Origin of the sequence: Metabacillus idriensis (assembly GCF_050483325.1) — a bacterium.
GTDB classification, from domain to species: domain Bacteria; phylum Bacillota; class Bacilli; order Bacillales; family Bacillaceae; genus Bacillus_P; species Bacillus_P idriensis_A.
This window is the reverse complement of sequence record NZ_JBCMYF010000006.1, coordinates 1-13,690: the sequence shown is the minus strand read 5'-3', so window position 1 is coordinate 13,690 and position 13,690 is coordinate 1. Positions and strand designations below refer to the sequence as shown.

Annotated in this window: 8 protein-coding genes and 16 tRNA genes; 2 read left to right on the top strand and 22 right to left on the bottom strand. The window is 42.2% G+C overall.

Annotated elements, in window-relative coordinates:
- Positions 1-189 precede the first annotated feature (189 nt).
- Positions 190-933 carry a TraR/DksA C4-type zinc finger protein gene (locus ABEQ24_RS03245; protein ID WP_430005437.1) on the top strand — a complete coding sequence of 248 codons (744 nt, stop codon included), beginning with the start codon at positions 190-192 and terminating at the stop codon, positions 931-933.
- A 101-nt stretch (positions 934-1,034) separates the two neighbouring features.
- Here the strand turns inward: ABEQ24_RS03245 and ABEQ24_RS03240 are convergent, their stop codons facing one another.
- Positions 1,035-1,487: an SRPBCC family protein gene (locus tag ABEQ24_RS03240; RefSeq protein WP_430005436.1), complete on the bottom strand. Its 453-nt coding sequence runs from the start codon at positions 1,485-1,487 to the stop codon at positions 1,035-1,037.
- A gap of 105 nt (positions 1,488-1,592) precedes the next feature.
- Here ABEQ24_RS03240 and ABEQ24_RS03235 point away from each other — a divergent pair, with 105 nt between their 5' ends.
- Positions 1,593-2,387, top strand: a complete 795-nt coding sequence (locus tag ABEQ24_RS03235) for a TIGR00266 family protein (protein ID WP_430005435.1) — start codon at positions 1,593-1,595, stop codon at positions 2,385-2,387.
- Between the two features lie 235 nt (positions 2,388-2,622).
- Here the strand turns inward: ABEQ24_RS03235 and ABEQ24_RS03230 are convergent, their stop codons facing one another.
- The 21 genes from ABEQ24_RS03230 to ABEQ24_RS03130 form a co-directional block, all read right to left on the bottom strand.
- Entirely contained in the window at positions 2,623-5,028 is a 2,406-nt protein-coding gene (locus ABEQ24_RS03230; protein WP_430005434.1) for a glycogen/starch/alpha-glucan phosphorylase, read from the bottom strand.
- A complete protein-coding gene (glgA, locus tag ABEQ24_RS03225) occupies positions 5,018-6,469 on the bottom strand; it encodes a glycogen synthase GlgA (protein WP_430005433.1) in 1,452 nt (483 codons plus the stop codon). Before glgA ends, ABEQ24_RS03230 begins: the two co-directional genes overlap by 11 nt.
- Positions 6,466-7,494: a sugar phosphate nucleotidyltransferase gene (locus ABEQ24_RS03220; protein WP_430005432.1), complete on the bottom strand. Its 1,029-nt coding sequence runs from the start codon at positions 7,492-7,494 to the stop codon at positions 6,466-6,468. The genes glgA and ABEQ24_RS03220 overlap by 4 nt, the downstream gene beginning before the upstream one ends.
- Positions 7,495-7,575: 81 nt before the next feature.
- Positions 7,576-8,721, bottom strand: coding sequence for a glucose-1-phosphate adenylyltransferase (locus ABEQ24_RS03215; protein ID WP_430005640.1), 1,146 nt, complete (start codon positions 8,719-8,721; stop codon positions 7,576-7,578).
- Positions 8,675-10,606, bottom strand: coding sequence for a 1,4-alpha-glucan branching enzyme (gene glgB / locus ABEQ24_RS03210; protein WP_430005431.1), 1,932 nt, complete (start codon positions 10,604-10,606; stop codon positions 8,675-8,677). The genes ABEQ24_RS03215 and glgB overlap by 47 nt, the downstream gene beginning before the upstream one ends.
- Before the next feature lie 1,201 nt (positions 10,607-11,807).
- Positions 11,808-11,879, bottom strand: a tRNA-Glu gene (locus ABEQ24_RS03205).
- Positions 11,880-11,894: 15 nt separating this feature from the next.
- Positions 11,895-11,985, bottom strand: a tRNA-Ser gene (locus ABEQ24_RS03200).
- Between the two features lie 5 nt (positions 11,986-11,990).
- A tRNA-Asn gene (locus tag ABEQ24_RS03195) sits at positions 11,991-12,065 on the bottom strand.
- Positions 12,066-12,099: 34 nt separating this feature from the next.
- A tRNA-Ile gene (locus ABEQ24_RS03190) sits at positions 12,100-12,176 on the bottom strand.
- A gap of 4 nt (positions 12,177-12,180) precedes the next feature.
- A tRNA-Gly gene (locus tag ABEQ24_RS03185) sits at positions 12,181-12,254 on the bottom strand.
- A gap of 16 nt (positions 12,255-12,270) precedes the next feature.
- A tRNA-His gene (locus ABEQ24_RS03180) sits at positions 12,271-12,346 on the bottom strand.
- A gap of 40 nt (positions 12,347-12,386) precedes the next feature.
- Positions 12,387-12,462 (bottom strand) — tRNA-Phe (locus ABEQ24_RS03175).
- Between the two features lie 268 nt (positions 12,463-12,730).
- Positions 12,731-12,806: transfer RNA gene (locus ABEQ24_RS03170), tRNA-Asp, on the bottom strand.
- Between the two features lie 3 nt (positions 12,807-12,809).
- Positions 12,810-12,886 (bottom strand) — tRNA-Met (locus tag ABEQ24_RS03165).
- A gap of 127 nt (positions 12,887-13,013) precedes the next feature.
- A tRNA-Ser gene (locus ABEQ24_RS03160) sits at positions 13,014-13,106 on the bottom strand.
- Positions 13,107-13,122: 16 nt separating this feature from the next.
- Positions 13,123-13,199 (bottom strand) — tRNA-Ile (locus ABEQ24_RS03155).
- Positions 13,200-13,204: 5 nt separating this feature from the next.
- A tRNA-Met gene (locus ABEQ24_RS03150) sits at positions 13,205-13,281 on the bottom strand.
- 31 nt (positions 13,282-13,312) lie between these two features.
- A tRNA-Ala gene (locus ABEQ24_RS03145) sits at positions 13,313-13,388 on the bottom strand.
- A 15-nt stretch (positions 13,389-13,403) separates the two neighbouring features.
- Positions 13,404-13,480 (bottom strand) — tRNA-Pro (locus tag ABEQ24_RS03140).
- Between the two features lie 4 nt (positions 13,481-13,484).
- Positions 13,485-13,561 (bottom strand) — tRNA-Arg (locus ABEQ24_RS03135).
- A 14-nt stretch (positions 13,562-13,575) separates the two neighbouring features.
- Positions 13,576-13,664 (bottom strand) — tRNA-Leu (locus tag ABEQ24_RS03130).
- Positions 13,665-13,690 lie beyond the last annotated feature (26 nt).

Genomic DNA, 13,690 nt, shown 5'->3' with positions numbered 1-13,690 from the left:
GTAAGCGCCTGTTTAGCTCAGGCATGACAGATAAGAAATCACCGAAAAAGTCCGGGTTTGACTTTTTTGGGGGATTTTGTTCTGGCCGAGGAGTTGGGCGCTGGAGCTGGACATCAATGCGCAAAATTCTATACTTTCTTATCTCTAAGAAAAGAAGAAATTACTTCTTAAGGAAGGAGCGTGAATGGAATGCTTAACAACGGGCAACTGGCTTCCTTTCGCTCACAGCTTGACGCAAGAAAAGCAGAAATTGAGCAGCACCTGCAGGAAAGCAAACATTTCGGGCTAGAGCAAAGCTTCGGACACGATTCTACAGGAGAGCTTTCAAGCTATGACAATCACCCTGGTGATGAAGGCACAGAACTTTATGAACGTGAAAAAGATATTGCATTAAATGAGCATGTTGAAGAAGAATTAAGCGATATCAACCGGGCACTTGCAGCCATTGAAAAGGGAACTTACGGGGTTTGCGAAGTATGCGGAACTGACATACCGGAAGAAAGACTTGAAGTGCTTCCCACAGCTACAACATGCAAGGAACATTCACCTGAGCAGGCCATTTCCCGTTCAAGACCGATTGAGGAAAGCATCCTCGAGCCGGCATTTGGTCAATTCGAATACGATGAAAGCGACTCTGAAGCCTATGATGCAGAAGACACATATCAGGATGTAGAGCGCTTCGGCAACTCTGAAACTCCGTCTGACATGGAGTATCCTGTTGATTCTTACAATGACGTTTATATGGAAAACGATGACCCAACAGGGTATGTTGAAGATTATGAGAACTTTGCAGCTACAGATATCGAGGGCAAAAACGTAACCGTCTATCCAAACATACAGCATAGACAGTATGAACATACACTTGATGAAGAAGGACTGATGACTCCTTTTGGGGACCTGCCTGCATCAGAGAAAGAACCTTATAGTGAATAAGTGCGAATTGTCCTTGTCAGCTGCGAAAGGCGGATCCTTTCTGACCGATGAGTCAGGCAATGGAGCTTAAAAAAACAGAGTTCCCGCTTTGGGACTCTGTTTCATTTTGCTTCTGCGATTTTTTTCAGCTCTGCTGCCCGGTCTGAGAGAAATTTTTCCATGTACTTTATTAAAAATAAATAATCTGCCGCTTTGCCTAACAATCCTAATGGTGACCGGTAGACAAAGTAATCAATCATTTCTGTTTCATTTCCAGAAGATGCGAAAGTATGTGTATGAGTGAAAGACTTAAAAGCTCCATTAACCATAATATCAGTAAATTGATACGGCCTGTTCATTTCAGTTATTTTGGCAGCCAGCCTTTGCTTAATACCGAAGTGCACGGCCTCCCACACAACTGTATCCCCTTCTTCAAGAAACCCGGATGTTACACCTCCAACCGCTTTCTCTTTTGTTTTCCCGGTCGTTTTCGTATGAACCTCTACATTTCTTGCAAGGTCGAAGCAGACTTCGATTGGCGCATTAATGAGAATGGTGTTTTTAATGACTGGCATAGGCTTATCTCCTTTTTGAAGAACTCCTTTCATTATAAATTAAAATCAGAAGGGTTTTCTTCCTTAATGACGAATGGTTACAAAAAAAGAAAAGAGGTGACCTTTTTGAACGCACACGAAATTGATTACAAGATTTATGGAGATGACATGCAGTTTGTTGAAATTGAACTCGATCCAAGTGAAAGTGTAGTAGCCGAAGCCGGCGGAATGATGATGATGGATGACGGCATTGATATGGAAACCATTTTTGGAGATGGATCAGAGCAAAAAGGCTTAATGAGCCGTTTAGTAGGTGCCGGTAAGCGTGTCATTACCGGAGAAAGTTTATTTATGACGGTCTTTACCAATAAAGCGGGGGGCAAAAAGCAGGTTTCATTTGCTGCTCCGTATCCGGGAAAAATCATCCCTGTCGACTTAAAACAAATGCAGGGCAAGGTCGTTTGCCAAAAAGATGCGTTTCTCTGTGCAGCAAAAGGCGTATCAGTCGGTATTGATTTTCAGAAAAAATTAGGAACCGGCTTCTTCGGCGGCGAGGGATTCATTATGCAAAAACTTGAAGGAGACGGTCTTGCCTTTTTGCATGCTGGAGGTACAATACATAAACGGCAGCTTGCAGACGGGGAGCGTCTTAAAGTCGACACAGGCTGTCTTGTCGCGATGACGAGAGACGTGAACTATAACGTGGAGTATGTCGGAAAAGTCAAAACGGCCTTCTTCGGCGGTGAAGGATTATTTTTTGCAACTGTACAAGGACCTGGGACTGTATGGGTGCAGTCGCTTCCGTTCAGCCGCCTTGCCGACCGCATTTTTGCAAATGCGCCAAGCGCCGGCGGACACTCTTCAGGAGAAGGCAGCATCCTTGGCGGACTTGGACGGTTGCTTGATGGGGATAATCGTTAATAAGAAAAGCGCAAGCAAATAAGGCGATTTTTTTTCCAATACTTGCAGAACCGTTCTGGCCAAGGAGCCTGAGCGATTCCGCTCGCCATAGAAGCGCAAATTTATACCTTCTTATCTCTTAAGATAGACCCATGTAATTCATGCGTCTATCTTATTTTATCTTCTCTTTTGTCAGCTGGAATCCCAAATGTCAGACAGCAGAAAAACCCGCTCAATAAGCGGGTTTTTCCATAACTTAATGAAGAACAGGGATTGGCTTAATGTCCCAAATGCCATCTGCGTACTCATGGATCGTCCGGTCACTTGAGAAATAACCTGAGTGCGCTATATTAAGAAGAGCTTTTTCAAGCCATTTATCCTGGTTTTTGTAAGATTTTTCAAGCTGCTCCTGAGCATCCACATAGGATGCAAAATCACGCAGTACAAAGTATTGATCATTTTCATAAAGAAGAGAATCTTTGATTGCTTCAAACTCATCTTCGGTATCAGGAAAGAATCCGTTTGTGAGCTGATCAACCACTTGTCTGATCCGCAGATCATGATGATAATATTCAGATGAGCGATATCCGCCATTTTCGTAATAGTTCAGAACCTCATCAGCTTTTAAGCCAAATGTGAAGATGTTCTCTTTTCCTACTTCTTCTAAGATTTCAATGTTCGCCCCGTCTAATGTTCCCATTGTGAGCGCACCGTTCATCATGAATTTCATATTGCCTGTGCCGGATGCCTCTTTACTGGCTGTAGAGATTTGTTCACTGACATCTGTCGCAGGAAAAATATGCTCGGCAAGTGAGACCCTGTAGTTTTCCATAAAAATGACTTTCATCACCTTTGAAACTTTCGGATCACTGTTTACTTTATCTGCAAGCGAATTAATAAGCTTAATGATTTTCTTCGCATAATAATAGCCTGGCGATGCCTTTGCTCCAAAAATAAACGTTCTTGGATAAATCGTAAAATTGGAATCCTCTTTCAGTCTGTTATAGAGATACATGATGTGCAGCACGTTTAAGAGCTGGCGTTTATAAGCATGCAGACGCTTAACCTGAACATCAAAAATGGAATGTTTATCAACGGAAATTCCTGTTTTCTTTTCAATAAGATCTGCAAGAATCTCTTTTCTTTTCCGTTTGACTGCAGCAAATTCTTCTTTTAAAAGTGGATTATAGATATGTCGTTTTAGTTCAATCATGAGGTGCGGGTTTTTAATCCAGTCGGTTCCGATTGTTTCGGTAATGAGATTGGTCAGTTCTGGATTGGCTTTAAGCAGCCATCTGCGGTGAGTGATGCCATTTGTTTTGTTGTTGAACTTTTGAGGATAAATCTGATGAAACAGTTTCATTTCACGGTTTTTCAAAATGTCTGAATGGATCTTTGCAACTCCATTGACGCTGTGGCTTCCGACAATTGCTAAATGGGCCATTTTTACGACGCCGTGAGCGATAATCGCCATATTTTCAATCCGTTTCCAGTCTCCCGGGAAACGATTCCATAATTCTTTGCAGAATCTCTCGTTCAATTCCTCGACAATCATATAGATTCTTGGAAGCAGCGGTTTAAAGATATGCAGGGGCCATTTTTCAAGCGCTTCTGATAAAGTTGTATGATTTGTATAAGATATTGTATTAAATGTAATATTCCATGCTTCTTCCCATTCCATATGCTCTTCATCAAGCAGAATTCTCATCAGCTCCGGGATGGCAAGAACCGGATGAGTATCGTTTACATGGATGGCAACATGCTTGTGGAATTCATGCAGGGTATCATTCTTTTTAAGGTATGACCGGACAATGGACTGCAGGCTTGCAGAAACCAGGAAATATTGCTGCTTAAGCCTGAGAATCTTTCCTTCATCATGTGTATCATCCGGATATAAAAACTCTGAGACTGCTTCTGTTTCGCGTTTATAAGCAAGTACATCACGGTGAGGCGGATGCGGAGCCGGCTCAGCGTTCCACAGTCTTAATGTATTAACTGTGCTTGTTTCATAGCCAATGACAGGCATATCATAAGGGACAGCCATAATATTTTCAGAGTGAACATGGCGGAATTCAAGCTTTCCATCTTCGTGTGAATGTTCAATCTTACCCCAAAATGGAATCTCAATTGCCTGATCGGGTTTACGGACTTCCCACACATTTCCGTGCCTTAACCATTGCTCAGGCAATTCTACCTGATAGCCATCCACAATTTTTTGGTCAAATAGACCATGTTTATACCTGATGCCGAGACCATGTCCAGGTAAATTTAATGAGGCGAGCGAATCGAGAAAACAAGCAGCAAGGCGGCCTAAACCGCCATTGCCAAGCCCAGCATCTGCTTCGCTTTCTTCAATCTCCTCAAGATCGATTCCAAGATCAGCGAATCCTTCAAGCACAACTTCACGAATGCCCAAATTCAAAAGATTTTGGCCGAGCAGCCTTCCAAGCAAAAACTCAATTGACAAGTAATACACTTGCTTGTTGTTGCTTGCACGGTTCCATTCGTTTGTTGAGATCCAATTGCTGCTGATATGTTCTCTCACCATATTTCCAAGCGTTTGGTATTGATCACGTTTTGTTGATTCAGCGAATTTTTTTCCATAACTCATTTCCAAGCGCTTTAGAAAACTGTCTTTAAATTCATTTTTGTTAGAGAACATGACTCCCACTCCTAGTCATTAAATCAGCATAAAGCTGGTTGTATTTAAACGCAGACTGCGCCCAACTGTAGTCTTCTTTCATAGCTGTTTTGACAAGGCTGTTCCAAATGGTTTTATTCTTATAAATCGTGCATGCCCGGTTAACGGTGTTCATCATATCATGTGCATTGAAGTTCGTGAACGTAAAGCCGTTCCCCTCGCCTGTATCATCGCGGTAAGAATTTACGGTATCATTAAGGCCGCCAGTTTCTCTGACAATCGGAATCGATCCGTATCTTAGAGCAATCAGCTGGCCAAGACCGCATGGCTCAAACTGCGAAGGCATTAAAAAGAAATCCGACCCTGCATAAATGCGGTGTGCAAGCGGCTCATCAAAGCCGATGTACGCTTTGCATTTATCAGGATACAGCCACTCCATGTGCCTGAAGAAATCCTCGAACTTTTTCTCTCCGGTTCCAAGAATGACAATCTGCATATCTGATTGAAGCATTTCATGCAGCACGCGCTCGACCAAGTCAAGGCCCTTTTGCTGTGTTAATCGAGTAACCATTGTAAGAAGAGGTGTATCTTCTTTTTCCGGAAGACCAAACATCTTCTGAAGCTCTTTTTTATTCTTTGCTTTGTTTTTGACAGAGTGCTCATCATATGGAAACGCTATGTATGGATCGTCTCCCGGATTATAAATTGCATCATCAATTCCATTTAATATGCCCACAAGGGAAGCTTCCTTCACCCGCAGCAGGCCGTCAAGACGCTCGCCAAAGTACGGGGTTTGGATTTCATTCTTGTAAGTAGGGCTTACCGTTGTAATTAAATCTGAAGCAACTAGAGCGGCTTTCATGAAGTTCACAAAGCCATGGAATTCCAACTGATCGGCATTAAAATACCTGTCATCTAGACCAAGTAAATCATGGAGGATATCTCTTGGGAAAATCCCCTGAAACTGCAGGTTATGGATTGTAAAAACCGCTTTCATATTTTCATAAAACGATTGAGTGGCGTATTCTTCTTTTAATAGGAATGGCACCATGCCAGTATGCCAATCATGACAATGAATCACATCAGGCTGGAAATCAACCGCTTTAATCGAATCCAGAACTGCTCTGCAGAAAAAAGAGAAACGCTCCCCATCATCAAAATGGCCATATAAAGAGTCACGCTTAAAGTAATATTCATGATCAATGAAATAATACGTGATTCCCTCAAATTCCAGCTGTTCGATTCCGCAATATTGGCGTCTCCATCCGACAGGAACGACAATATCCTTCATCTTTTTCATTTTTGAGCGGAAACGTTCTGGAATTTGACCGTATTTAGGCAAAATCACTCGAATATCCGTCCCAAGACGCTTTAATTCCTTGGGCAGCGCCCCTGCAACATCCGCCAGACCTCCGGATTTCACAAACGGGACACATTCCGATACAACAAATAATACCTTCACGATTTCATCAGCGCTCCTTGTACTGTTCCTTTTCTAAGAACGATCGGCAAATCCGAAGATCCTTTTAATTCGATGCCGCTGCCTACTTTTACATCCTTATCAAGAACGACATTCTCAAGCACGCAATTTTCCCCAACCTGAGATTTTTGCATGATGATGCCATTTTTTATGACCGTTCCTTTTCCAATATGAACAGCTCTGAAAATAATACTGTTTTCTACATGTCCTTCAATCACGCTGCCGTTGGCAATCATTGAATTTTTCACAACAGCATTCTGTCCGTGTCTTGCCGGCGGCTCATCCTTCACCTTAGTTAAGATAGGACGGTTTTTAAGGAATAATTGCTGCCAGACTTCAGGCTTAAGCATTTCCAGACTGTGGCGGTAATAGCTTTCAATAGAGTCGATAATGGCAACATATCCATCAAACTCATAATCACAAATCATCATTTTATGAGTATTGTCCATAATCACTTGAGCAATGGTTTTATAACCTGTTTGATTATTATCATGGATAAGATTCAGCAATAATTTCGTCGACATCACATACATATGCAAAGATTCCCCGTCTTTGCGGATTTCTGTAATATCGCAGCCCATTTTCACATGTTTCGCAAGAACATCTTTAAAATCAATGTTGCAGACAGTATAGCTGTTTGTAATTACCGCGTATTCCTGTTTGCTTCTCAGGAAATAGTCAATGTGATCTGAAAGCTGGCGGATCGATCCAAATTCATTATACTGGTCGTTTAAATGCGGAGATGGGAAAAAGAACAGTCCATCCCGCTTTCTGTTTAAATCCCATTGCTTGCCTGACCCTAAATGATCCATCAGAGAACGATATTGGTATTTCGGAAAAATAGCTACACTGTCAATATCCGAGTTCACCATATTTGATAAAACAAAATCGATTAATCTGTAACGTCCCGCAAACGGAATAGCAGCCATCGACCGATTTACCGTTAAGTCCTCGATGGCATTTGTATACGTTGTTGCATCAATAATTCCCAGCATCCTTTGATTCATAGCTGTTCCACCTCTCGCATTCGTTTATTTTCATCGGAAATAAATAGGATTTCTCTGCTGTTTGCACATCGTACTTACCGGTTATGCTCCTGCCGTTTGCTCTACTAATTCTTCTGTCACTAATATAACTTCTTCAATATCTTTATCCGAACGAATGACCATGCCATCCGGTACAACTAATCCTGATGGTACAATCGCATTTTCAATATAAACATTATTGCCAATGACCGCATCCGGCATGACAACTGTATTTTTCAGGAATGAATGCTGCCCCACTGTTACGCCCTGAAATAAGACCGAATGGTGAATGGTTCCATAAACCACGCATCCCTCGTTTACTAGAGACTCAGTAACTTCCGCACCCTCTGATAAATATTGAGGAGGCTGATTCGGGTTCACAGAATAGATGCGCCAATTGTTATCAAATAAATCCAGATCAGGCACTTCTTTTAATAGATCCATATTAGCTTCCCATAGGCTTTTAACCGTACCAACATCTTTCCAATAGCCTTTAAAAGGATAAGCCACAAGTTTTTTCTTTTCATCAAGCAGCAAAGGCAATACGTCTTTGCCAAAGTCATGGCTTGAGTAAGGATTACGCTCATCCATTTCCAAGAACTCTTTTAAAATGGACCATTTGAAAATATAGATGCCCATTGATGCCAGGTTGTTCTTAGGATTTTGAGGTTTCTCGTCAAATTCAATGACTTCAAGGTTTGCATCTGTATTCAAAATACCGAAACGGCTTGCTTCGTCCCATGGCACTTCTTTAACAGAAATAGACACGTCTGCATCTTTTTCCACATGGTAATCCAGCATTTCCGAATAATCCATTTTATAAATGTGATCTCCGGATAAAATCAGTACATACTCTGGATCATACTGTTTTAAATAGTTAAGGTTTTGATAGATGGCACTTGCTGTTCCTTTATACCATTTCACCTCAGAGGACTCGGCGTATGGAGGAAGTACAGTAACTCCTCCATTTTTGCGGTCAAGATCCCATGCACTGCCAATTCCGATATAAGAATTCAGTACTAGCGGCTGATACTGTGTAAGCACCCCTACTGTATCTACACCTGAATTGCAGCAATTGCTTAATGTAAAATCGATAATGCGGTACTTTCCGCCAAATGGGACTGCTGGTTTTGCAAGGTTTTGCGTTAAAGAACTTAAACGACTACCCTTTCCTCCTGCCAATAACATTGCGACGCACTTTTTTTTCACCATGGTTGATTGTCTCCTCTCGTTTTTTAACTGCGCGTAAAATGGATATTCCATAAGGCGGAATGGTCATGGATATGTGATAAGGCTGATTATGCTGAATGCCTTCTTGTGCTTTAAGATCTTTCTTATTAACTTGGCCTGATCCTCCAAATACAGTGTCATCGCTGTTCATGATTTCAATATATTTTGTATCAGCCGGCACCCCCACTTTATACTCGTGGTAGGTTTGAGGCGTGAAGTTGCAGACAACTACCAGCTGCTCATTAGGCTTTTGGCCTCTTCTGATAAAGGAAAAGATGCTTTGGTCGGAATTATTCACATCAATCCATTCAAAGCCTTCCTGTGAGTGATCCTGCTCATGCAGAGGACGCTGTCTTTTATAAACAGCCAGCAATTCCTTGAAATAGGTTCTTGCCTTTTGATGCATGTCAAAATCATCAAGCACCCAATCAAGCTGCTCAAGATCCTTCCACTCATCAAACTGGGCAAATTCCCCGCCCATAAACAACAGTTTTTTTCCTGGATGAGTCATCATATACCCGAGAAGCAGACGATACTGAGCAAACTTCTGCCAATAATCCCCCGGCATTTTATTCAGAAGTGAACGTTTTCCATGAACCACTTCATCATGTGAAAGCGGAAGGATAAAGTTCTCAGTAAAAGCATAAATCAGGGAAAAAGACACCTTGTGGTGAAGGTGCTTCCGCTGTTCCGGAGGTGCTTCCATATACTTGAGGATATCGTTCATCCACCCCATATTCCATTTATAGTTAAACCCAAGCCCGCCATCAGAGGTAGGTGAGGTTACCAGAGGAAAGTCGGTCGAGTCCTCTGCTATCATTAATACACCAGGATCATAGGCAAATACATTTTCATTCAGCTTTCTCAAGAAATTCACTGCATACGGATTTTCGTGAGGTTCTTCAGTATTCTGCCAGTAGAGCATGTTCGCTACTGCATCTACTCTGAATCCATCAATATGATATTTTTCAAGCCAGAAAAGAGCATTGGAGATTAAGAAACTCTGAACCTCAGGCTTGCCTAAATCAAAGTTAGCCGTACCCCATACCTCATTTTCCCTGTCTTCATATCTCTCATATTCAAATGTCGGTTCCCCATCGAAAAAATACAGACCATGAGCATCTTTGCAGAAATGGCCCGGCACCCAGTCCATGATGACGCCAAGATTACTCTGATGACAAAGATCGATGAACTTCATTAATTCATGTGGAGTTCCGTACCGGCTTGTAGCCGCAAAATATCCGGTTCCCTGATATCCCCATGAACGGTCATAAGGATGTTCGATAATAGGCAGAAGCTCTATGTGAGTAAAGCCATGATCGAGAACATACGGAATCAAAATATCAGCTAGCTCCAAATATGTATAAAGGCTGCCGTCCTCTTTCTTTTTCCAGGAACAAATATTAAGTTCGTAAATATACATCGGCCGATTATAAATTTCCTTCTGCCGCTTCTTCTTCTGCCACTTCTGATCATCCCACTCATAATTTGCCAGATCATAAACAATCGAAGCAGTATTCGGTTTCACCTCTGCATAAAAGGCAAATGGATCAGATTTAAGAATTTTCTCATTTTTCCGAGTAATAATCTCGTATTTATACAGGTCACCCTCTTTTATATCCTGAATAAAAGCAGACCAGATCCCTTGATTATTCACTCTTTCAAGCTTGTGATCCGAGCCGTCCCAGTGATTAAAATCACCTGCAACCCGCACCTCAAGCGCATGAGGAGCCCAAACAGTAAACACAGTACCGCAAACACCGTTCCGAACGCTGCTGTGAGCACCAAATAATTCATGGGCTTTAAACAAATTTCCCTCATGGAAAAGATGAACCTCAAAATCAGTTGGCGTAGCAAGATTCATTCCTAATCACCCTTTCTATAAATTTATCTTAATTCTAATTTCAATCAGAAGGAAGGATTACCTTTTTTGTAAGCGCTTCTACTTATTGACATGATATGTCATGAATCATTATTCATTTTTCAAAAAACTATTCTTTTAAAATGATGTCGAATGAGGAAATCAAAGAAATAAGAATAATCGAAGAATTTGGCGAAATGAACATCAGTCAAATATACTAAAAAAATCAATATACGGAAGAAAATACAGGTATTTTTAACAGGATATTCTAAATGTGTATTTTAAGTAAGTTATATCGCAAAAATAATTAATTCGACAAAATGAGTAAGAATTGTCGAAATATTTTTATTCTTAACTTTTGTTTTTACTTTAGTACCATTACTTATACCTCTTCTAAAGATATCTCAAACCTGCTTTCATAATGAATTATGAAATGATTTATATTATTTGTTGAAAATATATTTTAAGCATTTGAAAAGGAAAGTGAATCATTTTTTCAGAGGAACTCCCTGGAATTTTTAGAGTTGGATTTTTACAGAATCATTTAAGAGGTCTCGCGGGGTTATAAATATGCTTTGCAGAAAAACAATCCGATTATAAGATCAGCAAAAGGCGTGTCAGAGAGCTGGAGTCTTAATTCGAACTGTAAGGTAGATTTCTCATTTTACGATGAACTTTGCAATTTCTTCAAGGCTTGGCTTTTCATAAAATGGCCATTGAAAACTAGTAAAGGAATAATGAGTCGTAGAACGGTAGCCCTAGAGTTAGAAAACCGCCTCAAGGAGTTAGAAACTTTGCAGTCAGGAAATTGCCAGTTACCTCTACTCCATGACAATCAGCTAGTTAGATAGAAGCGGCGGATTGTTTGCATCAAATAGATTGAGAGGAATATCAATACATATGATAGACTAAGAAATTCATTAAGAAAAGCGCAAGCGCCTTGGATATATCAGGCAGAAAAGTCCTGGTCCCGCCTTTTTATGCGAAAACAGGTTTAGGAATCTGGATGGTGAAAGATGACCGCTGCACTGGAGTGGAAAACGGGAGGTATTTTCTTTTTTGAAGAGGTTATCCTTGGAAATCTTACCATCTAATACCGTTATTCGGCTTTGCGGGACGTTTCCACTTGCATTTGGAGCTTAGGACAAATAAATTCTGATACAACAAAAAAAGCACTGCACGATGTGCAGCGCTTTTTCAAGTATGACCCGTACGGGATTCGAACCCGTGTTACCGCCGTGAAAGGGCGGTGTCTTAACCGCTTGACCAACGGGCCAAAAACAAGGCTTTCTGGCGGAGAAGGAGGGATTTGAACCCTCGCGCCGCTTACACGACCTACACCCTTAGCAGGGGCGCCTCTTCAGCCACTTGAGTACTTCCCCAGATATGGCTCCGCAGGTAGGACTCGAACCTACGACCGATCGGTTAACAGCCGATAGCTCTACCACTGAGCTACTGCGGAATAATATTGAAACCTTATTTCTCCAAAATAGGAATGGTGGGCCTAAATGGACTCGAACCATCGACCTCACGCTTATCAGGCGTGCGCTCTAACCAGCTGAGCTATAGGCCCATTATGGAGCGGGTGATGGGAATCGAACCCACGACATTAGCTTGGAAGGCTAGAGTTTTACCATTAAACTACACCCGCAATATAAATATAAAAATGGGGCGACTGATGGGAATCGAACCCACGAATGCCAGAGCCACAATCTGGTGCGTTAACCACTTCGCCACAACCGCCACTATTATATTTGTTTAACATTTACATCATTAAAGTAAATGGTGGCTTGGGACGGAATCGAACCGCCGACACAAGGATTTTCAGTCCTTTGCTCTACCGACTGAGCTACCAAGCCATTTTATAATTTGAAGTACAATGATAATTCATTCTTGAAACCTTCGCCCAAATTTCAGTAAGCTTAGCCAAGGAGCAGCTCAATTTGTGCGCTGATGCTAATGCTTCGAAGCTTATTCGATCGTGCTCTACCGACTGAGCTACCAAGCCATTTTATAATTTGAAGTACAATGATAATTCATTCTTAAAACCTTCGCCCAAATTTCAGTAAGCTTAGCCAAGGACCAGCTCAATTTGTGCGCTGATGTTTATGCTTTGTTAATTAAAAATGGCGGTCCCGACCGGGATCGAACCGGCGATCTCCTGCGTGACAGGCAGGCATGTTAACCGCTACACCACGGGACCATTTGGTTGCGGGGACAGGATTTGAACCTGCGACCTTCGGGTTATGAGCCCGACGAGCTACCAGACTGCTCCACCCCGCGACAGTAATAAAATAAATCTTATTTAATGCTCATTATTCACGTTCTCTGTCCCGATTTCAGAAAGCTTAGCGAAGATGCAGCTCAATCGGTACGCTGAAGTAAGTTATTCCATTTTTAATAATAAAAATGGAGGAGGTAGAGGGATTCGAACCCCCGCGGGATTTGACTCCCCTGTCGGTTTTCAAGACCGATCCCTTCAGCCGGACTTGGGTATACCTCCGAATGACTAAATAGAATGGTGGACCTTGTAGGACTCGAACCTACGACCGGACGGTTATGAGCCGTCTGCTCTAACCAACTGAGCTAAAGGTCCTTTTTTGGTAGCGGCGGAGGGAGTCGAACCCACGACCTCACGGGTATGAACCGTACGCTCTAGCCAGCTGAGCTACACCGCCCCAGGAACAAAGTCAATTAATTCTATTTAATTGGTGGAGCCTAGCGGGATCGAACCGCTGACCTCCTGCGTGCAAGGCAGGCGCTCTCCCAGCTGAGCTAAGGCCCCAATTAAAAACGGAAATGGTCGGGAAGACAGGATTCGAACCTGCGACCCCTTGGTCCCAAACCAAGTGCTCTACCAAGCTGAGCTACTTCCCGTATATGGCGCGCCCGATAGGAGTCGAACCCATAACCTTTTGATCCGTAGTCAAACGCTCTATCCAATTGAGCTACGGGCGCATTTATGAAATAAGTGGTGCCGAGGACCGGAATCGAACCGGTACGGTAGTCACCTACCGCAGGATTTTAAGTCCTGTGCGTCTGCCAGTTCCGCCACCCCGGCGCAAGTAAGAGCGGAAGACGGGATTC